Annotated in this window: 14 protein-coding genes; 4 read left to right on the plus strand and 10 right to left on the minus strand. The window is 70.3% G+C overall.

Going from position 1 to position 16341, the window contains the following annotated elements:
• Window positions 1-1276, minus strand: a 1276-nt coding sequence (locus tag ETD85_RS49390; RefSeq protein WP_138696796.1) for an ATP-binding cassette domain-containing protein, incomplete at its 3' end; no start/stop codon positions are given.
• A gap of 375 nt (window positions 1277-1651) precedes the next feature.
• On the opposite strand from ETD85_RS49390, the gene ETD85_RS49395 reads away from it, so the two are divergent.
• Window positions 1652-2173, plus strand: coding sequence for a snapalysin family zinc-dependent metalloprotease (locus ETD85_RS49395; protein ID WP_138696797.1), 522 nt, complete (start codon window positions 1652-1654; stop codon window positions 2171-2173).
• Between the two features lie 166 nt (window positions 2174-2339).
• On the opposite strand, the gene ETD85_RS49405 is transcribed toward ETD85_RS49395, so the two are convergent.
• Window positions 2340-4787 (minus strand): glycoside hydrolase family 3 N-terminal domain-containing protein, encoded by a 2448-nt coding sequence (locus ETD85_RS49405; RefSeq protein WP_138696798.1) that lies wholly within the window; start codon window positions 4785-4787, stop codon window positions 2340-2342.
• A gap of 289 nt (window positions 4788-5076) precedes the next feature.
• On the opposite strand from ETD85_RS49405, the gene ETD85_RS49410 reads away from it, so the two are divergent.
• Window positions 5077-5493 (plus strand): peptidase inhibitor family I36 protein, encoded by a 417-nt coding sequence (locus ETD85_RS49410; RefSeq protein WP_240779939.1) that lies wholly within the window; start codon window positions 5077-5079, stop codon window positions 5491-5493.
• Here ETD85_RS49410 and ETD85_RS49415 read toward each other — a convergent pair whose 3' ends face one another.
• Window positions 5494-6084: a TetR/AcrR family transcriptional regulator gene (locus ETD85_RS49415; protein WP_170247266.1), complete on the minus strand. Its 591-nt coding sequence runs from the start codon at window positions 6082-6084 to the stop codon at window positions 5494-5496.
• An 88-nt stretch (window positions 6085-6172) separates the two neighbouring features.
• Between ETD85_RS49415 and ETD85_RS49420 the strand changes: the two genes are divergently transcribed.
• On the plus strand, window positions 6173-7207 hold the full coding sequence (locus ETD85_RS49420; RefSeq protein ID WP_138696800.1) for a saccharopine dehydrogenase NADP-binding domain-containing protein: 1035 nt from the start codon (window positions 6173-6175) through the stop codon (window positions 7205-7207).
• Window positions 7204-8046, plus strand: a complete 843-nt coding sequence (locus tag ETD85_RS67100) for an NAD(P)H-binding protein (RefSeq protein ID WP_138696801.1) — start codon at window positions 7204-7206, stop codon at window positions 8044-8046. The genes ETD85_RS49420 and ETD85_RS67100 overlap by 4 nt, the downstream gene beginning before the upstream one ends.
• A 51-nt stretch (window positions 8047-8097) precedes the next feature.
• On the opposite strand, the gene ETD85_RS49430 is transcribed toward ETD85_RS67100, so the two are convergent.
• The 7 genes from ETD85_RS49430 to ETD85_RS49460 all read right to left on the minus strand — a co-directional run.
• On the minus strand, window positions 8098-9813 hold the full coding sequence (locus ETD85_RS49430) for an ABC transporter family substrate-binding protein (protein WP_138696802.1): 1716 nt from the start codon (window positions 9811-9813) through the stop codon (window positions 8098-8100).
• On the minus strand, window positions 9810-11879 hold the full coding sequence (locus ETD85_RS49435; RefSeq protein WP_138696803.1) for an ABC transporter ATP-binding protein: 2070 nt from the start codon (window positions 11877-11879) through the stop codon (window positions 9810-9812). The genes ETD85_RS49430 and ETD85_RS49435 overlap by 4 nt, the downstream gene beginning before the upstream one ends.
• Window positions 11876-12715 (minus strand): ABC transporter permease, encoded by an 840-nt coding sequence (locus ETD85_RS49440; RefSeq protein ID WP_138696804.1) that lies wholly within the window; start codon window positions 12713-12715, stop codon window positions 11876-11878. The genes ETD85_RS49435 and ETD85_RS49440 overlap by 4 nt, the downstream gene beginning before the upstream one ends.
• A gap of 1 nt (window position 12716) precedes the next feature.
• Window positions 12717-13694 (minus strand): ABC transporter permease, encoded by a 978-nt coding sequence (locus tag ETD85_RS49445; protein ID WP_138696805.1) that lies wholly within the window; start codon window positions 13692-13694, stop codon window positions 12717-12719.
• Between the two features lie 345 nt (window positions 13695-14039).
• Entirely contained in the window at window positions 14040-15026 is a 987-nt protein-coding gene (locus tag ETD85_RS49450) for a phosphotransferase family protein (protein ID WP_138696806.1), read from the minus strand.
• A 38-nt stretch (window positions 15027-15064) separates the two neighbouring features.
• On the minus strand, window positions 15065-15880 hold the full coding sequence (locus ETD85_RS49455) for an SDR family NAD(P)-dependent oxidoreductase (protein ID WP_138696807.1): 816 nt from the start codon (window positions 15878-15880) through the stop codon (window positions 15065-15067).
• A 247-nt stretch (window positions 15881-16127) separates the two neighbouring features.
• Window positions 16128-16341, minus strand: a 214-nt coding sequence (locus ETD85_RS49460) for a nucleotide-binding domain containing protein (protein WP_206059362.1), incomplete at its 5' end; no start/stop codon positions are given.

A 16341-nucleotide genomic window follows, 5' to 3' on the forward strand; every position in this document is an offset into this window, starting at 1 on the left:
CGGACAGGATCTTGGCCAGGGTGGTCTTGCCCGAGCCGTTCTCGCCGACGAACGCGATCACCTCGCCCTGCCGGATCTCGATCGACACGTCACGCAGCGCGGGCTCCTCGGCGCCGGGGTAGGTGAACGAGATGTCCTCGGCGGTGATCCGGCCGAACCGCTCGGGGACGGCGACCGGGCGCGCGCTTGTCAGGCGGCGCTCGGCGTCGGCGCAGAACTCCAGGAAGTCGGTGAAGTAGAGGCCCTGCTCGTAGAGGCGGTTGGTGGCGAACATGAGACTGCTGAGCGAGCTCTGCCCCGACCTGATGGCGAGGACGGCGGTGCCCGCGACGGCGAGCGGGATCGCGGCCACGGCGACCAGGATGCCGAGCGCGACGTAGACCAGGGCGGTGCCGAGCCCGCCCAGGGCCTCGCCGACCAGCCGGGCGAAGGTCTGCCGCTTGGCCAGCGAGAGCATGACGTCCTGCTCGGCCCTGGCGACCGCGTCGTACATGCGCAGCAGGAAAGCGCGCATCGTGAACGAGCGCACCTCGGCCGCCGACTCGCGGTTGGCCAGCAGCTCGGCGATGATCCACTTGCGCCGCCGGGCCGGAATCAGGCTGTAGACGGTCGCGTAGCGCATGCGGGCGCTGCGGACCGCGGCCCAGGCGTCGGGGAGCACCGCGAGCAGCAGGAGCGGGAGCAGCACCGGGTGCAGCACGCCGAGCACGCCCGCCACCGCGACGATGCCCACCAGGGCGGTCACCACGTCGACGGCCGTGGTCACGACCCAGTCGGCCGTGACCAGGCCGCGGTTTCTGGCACGTTCCAGCGAGTCGTGAAACTCGGGGTCGTCGTAGGAGACCAGCTCCACCCGGCTGGTCAGGCCGTAGAGGCGCTCCTCGGCCAGCCGGGCGATCTGCGGGGTGAGGCGCGACTGGGCCCAGCCCGCGCCGGCCTGGGTGGTGGTGCGCAGCACCGCCGCGGCCCCGACCAGGGCGAGGCTGGGCAGCGCGGCCCTCACGCGGTCGGGCGTCGGGCCCGCGCTGAACAGCGCAGTCAGCACGCCGGTGGTCGCCAGCAGCCCGAACGCGGTGAAGACCCCGCCGAGCAGGTTGAGGACGATCGTGGCCAGGGTGTCGCGGGGGCTCGCGCCCCAGGCCATGCGCATGGCCTGGCGCACGAGCGAGGGCAGGCGCCTGGCGATGGCCAGGAAGCCGGCCTCGGCGACCTTGTCGGTGTGGGCATGCCAGTCGGAGACGGAGATCTCGCCGAGTTCGAGGGGCTCTTCGGGCATACAAAGAGTGTGCCCTTGAACACTGACAGTTTCCCTGCGGGCGTTCATGTGTATGCGATCGTGACATCGCGCGGGCAGTCGCGGCCTCTTCCGCGTCTCGGGGAGCGGCGGCGCCGTGACCGGACCGGGCGATTTCCGGCTCGCCGCCCGCACGGAGCTTCCCGGCACTTCCGACGTCGTCATCCAGAGCCTGACGGTGTCGCTGCGAACCCGTGCGGCGTCAGCGCCGTCTTCAGGAACAACCCCCTGGTCAATAGCAGGCAGACCATCCGCTGATCGCACCCCATAACACCGTGATAGAGGCGATCTGACATATCTCCCGGACGAGGTGGTGCGCGTACCGTGACGGCACCCCCAACTCCCGGAGGAGGCTCCGTGTCAAGACCTCTTCGTCTCGTGCTCTCCCTCGCCCTCACCCTCACCTTCCTGCTCGTCACCTCGCCCGCGCAGGCCGCCGCCCTGGTCAGGGTGCTCAGGTACGACGCGAGCCGGGCGGCCGAGTTCGTGAGCGCGGTGAACCAGGCGGCGCAGATCTGGAACTCCAGCGTCACCAACGTCCGGCTGATCCAGGGGACGCCGGCGCAGTTCGTGGTCTACGCCGACAACGGCTGGCCGCGGGCGCTGCCCACCAGCCTGGGCCGCGGCACGATCTGGATCGGGCGGCAGGCCACCGCCCAGGGCTACCACCCGGTCCGCATCGCCGCCCACGAGATCGGCCACATCCTGGGCCTGCCCGACCGCCGGACCGGGCTCTGCACCGACCTGATGTCCGGGTCGAGCGCGCCTGTGAGCTGCACCAACGCGAACCCGAGCGCGGCGGAGCGGGCCGAGGTGGACCGCAACTTCGCCGGAGCCACACCACTCGTGGAGTTCGACCGGTTGCACGTGGATCGGTGACGATCCGTCCCTGGATTCGGGCTCGGATTCGGGCTCGGGCTCGGATTCGGGCTCGGGCTCGGGCTCGGGCTCGGGCTCGGGCTCGGGCTTGGACTCGGGCTCGGACCCGGACCCGGACGGGCGGCGGTGGGCTCGTTCCGAGAACCCCGCCGCCCGCCGGCCGTGGTCAGCCGCAGGTGTAGCCCGACGGCAGGCGGGTGTCGCCGTCGGGGCGGGCGGCCTGGAAGCCGAACGACGTGCTCGCGCCCGGGGCGAGCGTCCCGTTGTGCGAGGCGTTGCGGGCGGTGACCGTCTGGCCGTTCGCGGTCAGGGTCCCGTTCCAGGAGCCGGTGAGCCGGTGGTCCGGCGGCAGGGTGAAGGTGACGGTCCAGGCGTTCGTGGCCGTGGTGCCGGTGTTGGTCACGTTCACCTGGATCACGTAACCGTTGCCCCACTGGCTCTGCGTGGACGGGGTGGCCGAGCAGGCGCCGGTCCCGCCGCCCGAGCCGGTGGTGGTCACCGACACCGTCGCCGAGCGGGGCGAGCGGTTGCCCGCCGCGTCCCTGGCGTACACGGCGAAGGTGTAGGCCGTGCTCGCGGTCAGGCCGGTGATCGCGGCGGATGCGGTCGCGGGCGTGGCCACCGTGGTCTCGGCCGTGCCCTGCAGGCGTACGACGTCGTAGCCGGTCACGCCCACGTTGTCGGTCGAGGCCGGCCAGGTCAGGCCGGCGGACGAGGAGGTGATCGCCCCTGCGACCGGCGTGCCGGGCGTGGTGGGCGGGCTGGTGTCCCCCTGTGCCGGCTCGTACGTCAGGCCGAACCCGTACGGGAACAGCGGCGTCTTGCCGTCACCCGAGTTGATCGGCTGCTGGGAGGCGCTGCTCATCCAGGTCATGGGCAGCTTCCCGCTCGGCTGTACGGCACCGAACAGCACGTCGGCCACTCCCTGCCCCTCGGTGCCCGGCAGCCAGGCGGCCACCAGCGCGTTCCAGCCGGGCAGTTGCGCGGCGATGTCCAGCGGCCGCCCGGAGACCAGCACCACCACGACGGGGACGCCGGAGGCGCGCAGGGTGGCGAGGGTGTTCAGGTCGGCGGTGTCCAGGCCCAGGCTCCCCGGCCGGTCGCCCTGGCCCTCGGCGTACGGGGTCTCTCCGACCACCGCGATCGCGGCGCGGTAGGAGGAGTCGATGCCGCTGCCGTTCTGGCTGTAGGTGACGGTCGTGCCCGAGCCCGCGCTGTTCCTGATGCCCTGCAGGATGGAGGTGCCGGGCGTGATGTTGCCGGAGGAGCCCTGCCAGGAGATCGTCCAGCCGCCGCTCTGATAGCCGATGTTGTCGGCGCTCTTGCCCGCCACGAAGATCTTGCCACCGGTGGCGGCCAGGGGCAGGACGTTGCCGCTGTTCTTCAGCACGACCTGGGACTTGGCGACCGCCTCGCGGGCCAGCGCGCGGTGGGCGGCGCTGCCCACGGTCGCGGTGTAGGACCGGTCGGTCAGCGGCTTCTCGAACAGGCCCAGCTCGAATTTCTTGGTCAGGATGCGCCGGTTCGCGTCGTCGATGCGGGCGGTCGTCACCCGGCCCGCCTGCACCTCCGCCCGCAGCAGGTCGATGAACTGCCGCCACGCCGTCGGCACCATGACCATGTCGATGCCCGCGTTGACGGCGGTGCGCACGTCGAGCGCGGAGGTGCCGGCGGCGCCGTCGATCTGGTCGATGCCGTTCCAGTCGGAGACCACGAGCCCGGAGAAGCCCAGCTCGCCTTTGAGCACCGTGGTGATCAGGTACTGGTGCCCGTGCAGCTTGGCGCCGTTCCAGCTGCTGAAGGAGACCATCACCGAGCCGACGCCGCGCTCCACCGCGGCCCTGAACGGCGGCAGGTGCACGGCCCGCAGGTCGGCCTCGGAGATCTGGGCGTCGCCCTGGTCGACGCCGCCCGTGGTGCCGCCGTCGCCGAGGTAGTGCTTGGCGGTGGCCAGCACGGAGGCGGGGGCGTTCAGCGCCGTGCCCTGCAGGCCGGTCACGATCGCCGACATCGAGGACGGCAGGTCCGGCGTCTCGCCGAAGGACTCGTACGTGCGGCCCCACCGGTCGTTGCGGGCCACGCACAGGCAGGGGGCGAAGTTCCAGTCGATGCCGGTGCCGGACACCTCCTCCGCGACGGCCCGGCCGATCCGCTGGGCCAGCGCGGGGTCGCGGGTCGCGCCGAGCCCGATGTTGTGCGGGAAGATCGTGGCTCCGCCGACGTTGTTGTGGCCGTGCACGGCGTCCACGCCGTAGATCATCGGGATGCCCAGCGGCGTGGCCAGGGCCGCGTTCTGGAAGCTGTCGTACATGTCGGCCCAGGACGCGGCCGTGTTCGGGGACGGCGCGGAGCCGCCGCCCGACAGCACGGAGCCCAGCCGGTACGTCGTGACGTCGGAGCCGCTGACCGAGCCGCGCTCGGCCTGGGTCATCTGACCGAGCTTCTCATCCAGCGACATCCGGGACATCAGGTCGGCCACCCGGGTGGGGACGGGCAGGGACGGATCCTGGTACGGCGCGGCGGCCACGGCGTGGGCGGGCGGGACGACCAGCGCGGCGGCGACGAGCAACGGCACGGCCGCGCTGATCGCCCACTGGTTGCGGAAGTTGCTCATGGCACGCTGCTCCGGGTCGGCTCGAAGGTTTTTGGGAGCGCTCCCAAGCGGACTCTAGGTCACCTTCTCCCCACCATCCGTTCCCGGCCGGCCACACCGCGCAAACCACTGCCCCCACCAGGCAAAACACTCCGAAACTGGGTGAAACTTTCAGCCCGCGGCCCACGCGCGACGCCCCCACGACGGCCCCCCGCGCCACCGTGATCGCACCCGCACCCGGCCCACCCCTTTCCCAGCAAGATCGATCCATGTATGTTCGATCTCGAAAGAAAGTTTCACCCATGGAGGAATGATGGGCAAGAAGCTTCACCTGCTGGCATTACCGGTCGCTGCCGCCGCCCTGGCCGCCCTGGCGAGTCCCGCCCAGGCGGCCACCGGTTACGACCGCTGTCAGGACGGCTACTACTGCATGTTCTCGGGCCTCGACGGCACGGGGGACATCATCCAGATCCAGGGCGACACGCCCGATCTGGCGGCGCTGAACATGGCCGACCGCGCCAAGTCCGACTGGAACCGTACCGACTCGTTCATCCACCTGTTCTCCGAGGCCAACTACGACGGTTGCGCGGCAGTGACGAGCCCGCGCGACAAGGGCAACTTCTTCAGCTCGTTCCGGGACTTCTTCGACTCCGTCCGCTTCAACGGCCCGAACGGCCCGTCCTGCCTGTTCACCATCAAGGGCGGCGCCACCGACTCGCACGGCTGATCACAGCCTGAGCGCTTCCAGGAAGCGGTCGGCCTCCGCGGCGAGCCGCGGCAGGTCGGCCGCCGGGTCGGCGGAACGGGCCAGCAGCATCCCGCCCTCGCACAGCGCGCCGAAGACGAGCTGCGCCCGCGCGGGCAGGTCGCCGTCAGGGGCCTGACCCACCGCCACGGCCAGCCGCAGGCCGTCGAGCAGGACGCGCAGCATGTGCTCGTGCTCGATCGCGCGCACCGTCTCCCAGCCCAGCACGGAGGGCCCGTCCAGCAGCACGATCTGCCGGAACCCCGGATCGAGGCAGTGCCCGAGGAACGTCCGGCAGCCGCGCCGCAGCGCCGCCCACGGGTCGCGCTCCTCGGCGGCGACCCGCAGCAGCTCGGCGTCCACCGTCTCCAGCTCCGCCACGAAGGCCGCGCGGAACAGCGCCGGCTTCCCGCCGAAGTGGTGGTAGGCGGCCCCCTTGGTCACCCCGGCCGCGGCGGCGACCGCGTCGATCGAGGTGTCCGCGTAGCCGCCGGCCCCGAACAGCTCCCGCGCGGCCCGCACCAGCCGCGCCGTCGTCTCGTCGGACCGCTCTGCCTGGGTACGGCGGATCATCGTGCTCCCCATTGACTTACATACTCGCGGTACGTAACTTCAGAAGACAGTTACATACCCACAGTATGAATCACCATGGGGGTGCGCCATGTCCTCACCGTCCATCGCCGTCTACGGAGCGACCGGCCACACCGGGCGCCTGGTCGCGGCCGAGCTGCGCGCCCGCGGCCGGGACGTCATCCTGGCCGGCCGCGACGCGGGCGCGCTGAAAACCGTGTCCGACGAGCTCGGCGGCGCCCGCGTGCACGAGGCCGCGCTCGACGACCCCGCCGCGTTACGCGCGCTCGCGACGCAGGCGGGCGTGCTGATCCACTGTGCGGGCCCCTTCACCCACACCGGCAGGCCCGTCGCGCTGGCCGCGGCCGAGGGCGGCTGCCACTACGTAGACCACGCGCTGGAGCAGCACCACACGAAGTGGATGTTCGACACCATGTCAGAGCCCGCGCGGCAGGCGGGCAGCACGATGATCACGGCGATGAGCTTCTACGGCGGGCTCGGCGACCTGCTCGCCGGGGCCGTGGCCGAGGGGCTGACGGACATCGACCGGGTGGTCACCGCCTACGCGGTGACCGGCTGGCGGCTGACCACGGCCGCGAAGCAGACCGCCGAGCTGCTGTTCGCCGACACTCGCCGGATCACCTACACCGACGGCGCCCAGCACGTCGGCTACGTCGAGCCGCGCAACGCCGTCTTCCCGTTCCCGCCGCCGCTCGGGCCCCGGACGATGATCGCCCCCGTCCCGTTCTCCGAGGTCGTCACCGTGCCCAGGCACGTACGGACGCGGCGGGTAGAGGCGCAGCTCACGGCGCACACGTTCGAGGAGGAGCAGGCGTTCACCAGCGAGGACGTGGACCCCGAGACCAGGGCGGGCTCGGACTTCACCGTCGCCGCCCAGGTGATCACCGCGGACGGCGGCGCCGCAGGCCAGGCCCGCGGGCACGACCTGTGGCGGATGAGCGCGCTGGCCTCGGTCGAGGCCGCCGTACGCCTGGCCGACGGCCGGGGCCCGGACGGCGCCGGCGTCTTCGGCCCGGCCGAGGCCTTCCCCGCCGAGCCGTTCCTGCGCGAGCTGGAGCGGCTCGGCCTGTTCACCCTCACCCTGCCGGGAAGGACCGAGCCATGATCCTCGTCACGGGCGCGGCCGGCGGGCCGCAGGGCTCGACCGGGCGGCATGTCGTGGACCTGCTGCTGCGGCGCGGCGAGGCCGTCCGGGCCTTCGTGCACTCCGACGACCACCGGGCCGAGGAGCTGCGCAAGCTCGGCGCGGAGGTGGTGGCGGGCGACCTGCGGGAGATCACGTCGGTGCGCCCCGCCCTGCGCGGGATCAGCCGGGCGTTCTTCACCTATCCGGTGACCGCGGGGCTGCTCGACGCCACCGGCGTGTTCGCGGCGGCGGCCAAGGAGGAGGGGCTGGAGCGCGTGGTCGAGGTGTCGCAGCTGGACGCCTCGCCGGATGCGCTCACGCCGAGGATGCGCCGGCACTGGGTGTCGGAGCAGGTGTTCGACTGGGCCGGGGTGGGCGCGGTGCACCTGCGGGCCGCGGTGTTCTTCGAGAACCTGGCCGTGGCGAGCTCGGGCGGCCGGCTGCCGCTCCCCCTGGGGCCGCGCGACACGCGGATCCCGCTCGTCGCCGGCGCCGACGTGGCCAGGGTGGGTGCGGGGCTGCTGCTCGATCAGGCGCCCGCCGACCCGGTGTGCCTGGTGACCGGGCAGATGACGACGATCGGCGAGGCCGCCGACGAGCTGGGGGTCGAGTACGCGGACGTCCCGCCGGAGGAGTGGGCGGCGCGGGCGATGGACGTCTACCGGGACCCGTACACAGTGGAGCACCTCACCCACCTGTGGGCGATCTTCCGCCTCATCGGGTCCGGCGACCACCCGCTCTACCGGGTCACGGAGAGCATCGAGCGCTACGGTGGCCGCCCGCCGATGACGATGCGGGAGTTCGCCACCGGCAGATAGGGGAAGACCCCCGGCCGGGGCACCGGCCGGGGGTCCTCATCGCTGGAGAGGTCAGCCGGTGAAGCCGACGGCCGTCCAGTCGTAGTACTTGTAGCCGCGGGCGCCGAAGTTGGCGACCGTCTTCTTGACGCCCCAGATCTCGGGACGCTGGTACAGCGGGATGGTGTGCACCATGTCCCAGATCAGCTTGTCGGCGGCGTTGGCCAGGTCGATGGCCTTGGCCGGGTCGGTCTCGTCCACCGCGGCCGCGATGGCCGCGTCCACGGCCGGGTCACTGGCCTTGGGGAAGTTGCTCTCGGAGCCGGTCTTGTAGATCTGCGGCAGCGAGCCCAGCGGCAGCGGCGTGCCGATCCAGGAGAACGGGACGAGGTCGAAGTCGCCCTTGATGATGAAGTCGTTGAAGAACTTGTCGACGGGGACCGGGCGGATGGTGACCTTGATCCCGGCCTCCTTCAGCATGGCCTGGGTGAGCTCACCCTCCGTCTGCGCGGTCGGCGTCGCCGTCGGGATGACGAAGCTCAGCGCGAACTCCTTGCCGTCCTTCTTGCGGTACTCGCCCTCCTGCTTCCAGCCGGCCGCGTCGAGCAGCTGCTTGGCCTTCTCCAGGTTGTACTTGCCGAGGTCGCCGGAGTTGTCGACGTAGCCCTTGTGGTTGTTCATGAAGACGTGGTTGCCGAGCGTCTGCAGCGGCCACTCCATGTCCTTCAGGTCGGACTGGGTGATCACGTCACGGTTGATCGCGTACTGCACGGCCTGGCGGACCGACTTGTCCTTCAGGAACTCGCTCTGGTTGTTGACCGTGATGTGCCGCCAGTTCGGGCTGAGCGCCTTGCGGATCTCCGCGCCCGGCACCTCCTTGGCCCGCTTCAGGTCGGCGGGGGCGCCGGCCGCGATCTCCGCGGCGTCGAGCTCACCGTTGGCGAAGGCGTTCACCTCGGCGGCCGGGTCGGGGATGGCCCGGTAGATGAGCTTGTCGAGCTTGGACTTCTTGCCCCACCACTTGTCGTCCCGCACGAGCGTGAGCGTCTTGGTGCCCTCGTCGAGCTTCTCGACCTTGAAGGGACCGGCGGTGGCCGGGATCTTCTGGTTGTAGTCCTTGTCGTACGCCTCCGGCGTCGAGATGTGCTCGGCGGGGAAGAGGTGCGAGGTGCCCCGGTTGAACAGGCCCTGCCACTCCGGGTACGGCTTGGAGAAGGTGATGACGGCGACCTTCTCGGAGTCACCCTGCTTGACCGACTCGATCTTGTCCCAGCCGTCGGTGGAGGCCGGCTTGAACTTCTTGTTCTCGCCGTTGTTGGCCTTCCACGCCGCCTCAAGGTCCTTCCAGGTCATCGGCGTGCCGTCCGACCACTGGGCCTTGTCGTTGAGCGTGTAGGTGACGACCTGCTTGCCGTCCACCGTCTCGTTCTTCACGTCGGTGACGTAGTCGGGGTTCGGCGTGAAGGTGGCGTTCTCGTCGGCCATCATGAGCTGAGGCATGATCGGGTCGAGCATCGTCGCCGTGTCGGCCTGGTTGCCGTCCACGTGGTTGCCGTTCCACTGGGTCGGCCACTGACCGATCGCCAGGGTGAGCGTGCCGCCGTCCTTGACCTGCTCATAGGGGACGGGGTTGATGCTGAAGGCCGGGGTCTCCGCCATCTGCTTCTGGGCCTGCTGCGACTGTTCGGCACTCGGCTTCTTGGCCTCGCTGCCGCCACCGCCGCCGCAGGCTGCAACAGCCAGGGCCAGGACCGAGAGCCCGGCGGCCGCACGGTATCGAACGTTCACTCTTCCTCCTGATTGTCCGAGGCCGTAATGACCTCGACTTCCTCCGCGTAATGGCAGGCTGCGCCGTGATCGACGGCGTTCGCGAGCCGGGCAACCGAGGGCTCCTCGTCCACACACCGCTGCCGCTCGCCCTCGCTGAGCCGGGCGAACTTGGGGCAACGGGTGCGGAACCTGCATCCAGACGGCGGGTCGGCCGGGCTGGGCAGGTCGCCTTCGAGCAGGATCCGCATGCGGGTGCGTTCCATCTCGGGGTCGGGCAGCGGGATCGCCGACAGCAGAGCCTGCGTGTACGGGTGCGCGGGATGGTCGTAGACGTTCCCGACCGTCCCGATCTCGGCGATCCTGCCCAAGTACATGACGGCCACGCGATCGGCCAGATGCCGGACGACGGCCAGGTCGTGCGCGACGAACAGGTAGGACAGGCCCAGCCTGTTCTTCAGCTCCTCCAGCAGGTTGATCACACCTGCCTGGATGGACACGTCGAGCGCCGAGACCGGCTCGTCCAGCACCAGCAGCTTCGGCTCCAGCGCGAGCGCGCGGGCGATGCCGATGCGCTGCCGCTGGCCGCCGGAGAACTGCTGCGGGTAGCGCTCCGCGTGCTCGGGCGAGAGCCCGACGAGCTGCAGCAGCTCGGCCACCTTGGCGCTTACGTCCTTCTCGCCGTGCGCGCGCAGCGGCTCGGCGATGATGTCGCCGACCGGCATGCGCGGGTCGAGCGCGGCCATCGGGTCCTGGAAGACGATCTGCAGGTCGCTCCGGAGCGACTTGCGCGCCGCCTTGTCCAGCTTGGCGCTGTCCTTGCCCAGCACCACGACCCGGCCGCCCTGCGGCGGCTGGAGCTGCATGATCTGCTGCAGCGTGGTGGTCTTGCCGCAGCCGGACTCGCCGACCAGGGCCAGCGTCTCGCCCTGCGCGATGTCGAAGCTGATGCCGTCGACCGCGTACACGGTGCCGACCCGGCGCTTGAACACCGCGCCCTTCATCAGCGGGTAGTGCCTGATCATCGCGTCGAGCTCCAGCACCGTCGGACGCTCGGCGCGCGGCACGCGCACGACCTCGCTCGGCGGGATCACCGGCACGGGGAACACGTCGGCGCCGGTCAGGCCCTTGTGCTCGATCTCGTGGGAGCGGATGCAGGCGACGTGGCGCCCGCCGCCGAACGGCGTCAGCGGCGGCTCCTCGTCGTCGCACATGTCCACCTTCATCGGGCAGCGCGGCGCGAACGGGCAGCCCGGCGGCAGCGCCGCCGGGGACGGCGGGTTGCCGTCGATGGGCACGAGCGGCCCCTCCTCGCCGTCGATCCTGGGGATCGAGGCGAGCAGGCCCATCGTGTACGGCATGCGCGGCCGGTAGTAGATGTCCTCCACGGGCCCCTGCTCGACCGGGCGGCCCGCGTACATGACGACGACCCGGTCGGCCATGCCGGCGATGACGCCCAGGTCATGCGTGATCATCACGATGCCGGCGCCGGTCTCCTGCTGCGCGGTCTTGAGCACCTCCAGGACCTGGGCCTGGATGGTGACGTCGAGCGCGGTCGTGGGCTCGTCGCAGATCAGCAGGTCGGGATCGTTGGCGATGGCCATGGCGATCATCGCCCGCTGCCGCATGCCGCCCGAGAACTCGTGCGGGAACGCCTTGGCCCGCAGGTTCGGGTTGGGGATGCCGACCAGGTCGAGCAGCTCCACCGCGCGCTTGGCGGCCTTGTCCTTGCCCATCTTCTGGTGCACGCGGACGGCCTCGGCGATCTGGTCGCCGATGGTGTAGACGGGCGTGAACGCCGACAGCGGATCCTGGAAGATCATGCTGATCGTCTTGCCGCGGACCTTGATCTGCTCGTCCTCCTTCATGCCGAGCAGCTCGCGGCCGTGCAGCTTGACCGAGCCGCTGACCACGGCGTTGCGTGGCAGCAGGCCCATGACGGCGAGGGAGGTCACCGACTTGCCGGAGCCGGACTCGCCGACGATGCCGAGCACCTCGCCCCGCTCGACCTCGTAGCTCACGCCGCGCACGGCCTCGATCCCGCCGGGGAAGGTGACGGTGAGGTCCCTGACCTCCAAGATGCTCACAGGTTGCTCCCCGGGTCGAGTGCGTCACGCAGGCCGTCGCCGATGAGGTTGACGCTGAGCACCAGCGCCACCAGCAGGCCGGCCGGGAAGACGAACAGCCACGGGTAGCCGGTGGCGTTGCCGGAGCCGTACGCGATCAGCGTGCCGAGCGAGACGTCGGGCGGCTGGATGCCGAAGCCGAAGAAGGACAGCGCCGCCTCGCCGATGATCGCGCCACTGACGTTGAGCGTGGCGTCGATGATCAGCAGGGAGGACAGGTTGGGGACGATATGGCGGAAGATGATCTTCCAGCGCGGGATGCCCATGTAGACGGCGGCCAGGACGTACTCCCGCTCGCGCAGCGAGAGCGTCATGCTGCGCACCACCCTGGAGGTGATCATCCAGGAGAACGCGGCGAGCAGCGCCACGAACCAGAGCCAGGAGCCGTCTCTCAACCGTGGCGAGATGATCGCGATGACCAGGAAGCTGGGCAGGACCAGGAGCAGGTCCACGCCCCACATGAGCACCCTGTCCACCCAGCCGCCGAAATATCCGGCGAACGCGCCGACGACGGCTGCCAGGCCGGTCGAGATCAGCGCCACCAGCAGGCCGATGACGATGGACTTCTGCATGCCGCGGAGGGTGACCGCGTACATGTCCTGGCCGATCGACGTGGTGCCCCACCAGTGGTCACCGTCCGGCGGCGACAGGAAGGACATGAAGTCCTTGTCGGTCCAGTCGTACGCGCCGAAGAACGGCCCGACGTAGGCCAGCCCCACCAGCAGGACCAGCGCGATGAACCCGTAGCGAGCCTGCTTGTTGTGCAGCAGGCGCCTGAAGACGACCTTCGATCGCATGTCAGTTCACCCGGACCCGGGGGTCGAGGGCGGCCACCAGCAGGTCCGACAGGAAGGCGGCCGCGAGGATGCAGACGGCGGCGAAGAAGGTCACCGCGGCGACGGAGTTGACGTCGTTCTGGTTGATCGAGTCGACCAGCCAGGCGCCCATGCCGTGCCAGGCGAAGATCTTCTCGGTGAAGGTGGCTCCGGTGAACATGGTCCCGAACGCGAAGGCGAAGTACGTGGCGGAGGGGATCAGCGCGGTGCGCAGCGCGTGCTTGGTGAGCGCGGTCCTGCGGCGCAGGCCCTTCGCCATGGCCGTGCGGACGAAGTCCTGGCCGAGCACGTCGAGCATCATGTTGCGCTGGATGCGGCTGTAGAAGGCGATCGAGCCGAGGCTCAGGGAGATCGTCGGGAGGATCAGATGGTTCAGCCGGTTGAGGAACTGGTCCCAGCCCGACAGCCGTGGGTTGTACTCGCCGGTGTACTCGATCAGCGTGAACCCCAGCCCTCTGTTCAGGTTGTACGTGGCGATGGCCAGCAGAGTGGCCAGCACGAAGACCGGAATCGCCATGATCACGAAAGAGCTGACCCCGATTAACCGGTCGCTGAACTTGTACTGCTTCACCGCGGAGACCGCTCCCAGCACGACGCCGAGGGCGAAGCCCACCAGCGTGCCGATGAGCAGGAGCCGCAGGCTGACCATGATCCGGCGGCCCATCTCGCTGTTGACGGAGCCCCCGTTCCAGGTCTTGCCGAAGTCTCCGGTGACCACGCCTTTCGCCCAGGTCGCGTAGCGCACGAGCACGGGAGTCTTGTCGTTCAGGTTGTAGGCATCAAGCGTGGCGTCGATGACCGCCGCTGGGACCGGGGGTTGACGTCCCTCGTACGCGGCGCGCGGGTTCATGGTGGTGGCCGCGAGCATATACGCCAGACTGGCCGCGATGGCGACCAAGATCACATTTATTGCCAACCTGCGAAGCAGGTACTTGCCCATTACTCTCCGTTCGCGCTGACCGGTGACGCGAACTTCCGACCGGAAAAGCGCCTCCGCAACGAAAACCCATCTCGCATCGTGAGATTTACACATGATGTCGAGATGGCGATCAACGCGCAGAATATATGTAAAAATGTAACAGTCAGAAACGGTTCGACGTAACGGTCAGGTCACTCACAATAGATCGACAAGCCCTCGGCCGAACCCGCCGACCACCCCTCTGAGCTGCGTAGATCCGGGATATTTCGCTGCCATTGACAGCGCTGACACCGGTGGTTGTGTCACAGGATCCGGACAAAAGTTGCCGATTACACAAAGTGATCGACTTCACTTTGCTCCCGGCGCTCAAGTCAGGGCCGCGAGCACCGCAGCCCCGGCCTCATAGGACCTGCCGACCGCGCCGGCGTCGTCGTGGCGGTGGTGCTCCAGCCGGACCGCGCCAAGGTGGCGCATCTCATACACGCGCGAGCGCCACACCGCCGCGGGCCCGCGCTCCGGCTCCCCGTACGACTCCCAGAACGCCAGCCGCTCGTCCTGCTTGGCCGACGCCATCCGGATGGGCCAGTCCGCCGCCGGGTCGCCCCACGACGTGCGGTCCAGGTCGAACACCCCGGTGATCACCGGCTCCGGCGCGTTCGCGGCGATCATGATGTTGACCGTCCACAGGTCGCCGGTGAGCAGGCGGGGCTCGGTGATCTCGTCCAGCACCGCGTGGTGCTCCGCGGCCAGCTCGGCGGTCTTGCGGATGTCCGCGGCCTCCAGGTTCGCCGCGTCCAGGTCGGCCGCGATGTCGTGCAGCGACTCGATCACGGCCTGGCTCCAGGTGGCGTGCGCGGCCTGGGAGACGGTGCCGAACGCCGGGCCGCGCACCGCGTGGACGGTCTTCGCGATCTCGCCGATCCGCCGGTAGAAGCCCGTCCAGGACGGGCGCGGGTGGGCGCGCAGGCCCTCGGCGGCCGGGACGCCGTCGAGCAGGGTCTGCACCAGGTAGTCCCGGCCGACCAGGTCGTGCGACCAGTCGGCCGCGATGACCCGCGGCATCAGCGGCGCGATCACGGCGAGGTGAGGCACGGTGGCGTACTCGTTGCGCATGAACTCCCGCTCGGAGCGGAGCTGCCGGCCCGGCTCGGGGGCGAACCGGATGATCACCGGACGCTCCTGGCCCTCGACGGCGACGCGGAAGGTGGTGTTGTACATGCCCAGGCCCAGCTCGGTGGCGCTCGACACGCGGCCGCCGGGGCCGAAGACGCGATGGCAGACCGCCTGGAGCTGGGCGGCGGTCACCGGCTGCTGGAACGCGTGCGCGGGGCGCTCGATGGGCTGGAAATCCATCCGCCCATCCTCGCGGACGCGCCGTACCGGTCTCGCCGTCACGCCATCCACTTGCCGCCCGCGACGTCGATCGTCAGGCCCGTGAGCCAGGAGGAGACGTCGGAGGCGAGGAAGGCCGTCACGTTCGCGACGTCGAGCGGCGTGCCGAGCCGGCCCAGCGGGTGCTCGGCCAGCATGCGCTCCTTGAACTCCGCCGGCATCCGCTGCTCCAGCCGGTCCGTCATGATCGTCGACGGGGAGACGGCGTTGACCCGGATGCCCACCGGGCCGAGCTCGTGCGCGAGCTGCCTGGTCAGCGCGATGACACCGGCCTTGGCCGCCGTGTACGCCACGGAGGCGCCGGTCGGGGTGCGGGCCGCGAGCGACGACATGGTGATGATCGAGCCCCTCCCCCGCTCCCGCATCCCGGGCAGGAAGCTCTTGATGACCAGGAAGGCGGAGGTGAGGTTGGCGTGCACGGTGGCGTGCCAGTCCTCCTCGCTCATCCGGTCGATCGGGGCGGGCCGCCCGGTGCCGCCGCCGGCGAAGACGGCCAGCACGTCCACGGGGCCGAGCCGGCGCTCGGTCTCGTGGCGCATCGCCTCGATGGCCGCGAAGTCAGTGGTGTCGGCGGCCACGCCGATCACCGTGCCCCCGGCGGACGTGGCCCCGGCGGACGTGGCCCCGGATCTGGCGGCGGATCTGGCGGCGGACTCCGCTGCCTCCTTGACGGCGGACTCGATGGCGGCGGGGTCGCGGCCGTTGACGGCGACGCGCATGCCCTGCTCGGCGAGCACCCGGGCACTCTCGCGCCCGATCCCGCCCGAGCCGCCGGTGACCAGCGCGACCTTGCCCTGCAGATCCGGGTACATCATGACGTGGCTCCCTTGGGGGATTGTGATCCTTCCTCGGGCTCCAACGGTGCCGTGCGGGGGCGGTCGCCCGCATCGGGCGCAGGAGGTGTCCGCGCCTGCGCCCGCTGAGGTGCGAGCCCGGCCACCGCCGTACTCCGGCGGGCGTACCCCAGCCGCCCCGCGTACCCGCACCCCGGACCCCAGACCACCCACCCGAGCCGGACCACGTGCCCGGCCCTGGAGCAAGGCCCCGGAGGTCGTCCGCGGGTCAGCGGGCGTCCTGGGTGGTTCCGGCGGCGGCCCGCAGGAGGTAGTCGGTCCCGCCGACCTGGCCTCCCTTCAGCGCCACCTCCAGCCCGTCGCACGCGGGATCCGCCGACGACAGCACGCACACCGGGCCGCCCACCGCCAGCGTGGCGACCACGTCCAGCGAACGCGCCCCGAGCGCCGCCACCACCTCCCCCGAAGTGTCCCTTCGCTTT

Origin of the sequence: Nonomuraea zeae, assembly GCF_005889725.1 — a bacterium.
Taxonomy (GTDB): domain Bacteria; phylum Actinomycetota; class Actinomycetes; order Streptosporangiales; family Streptosporangiaceae; genus Nonomuraea; species Nonomuraea zeae.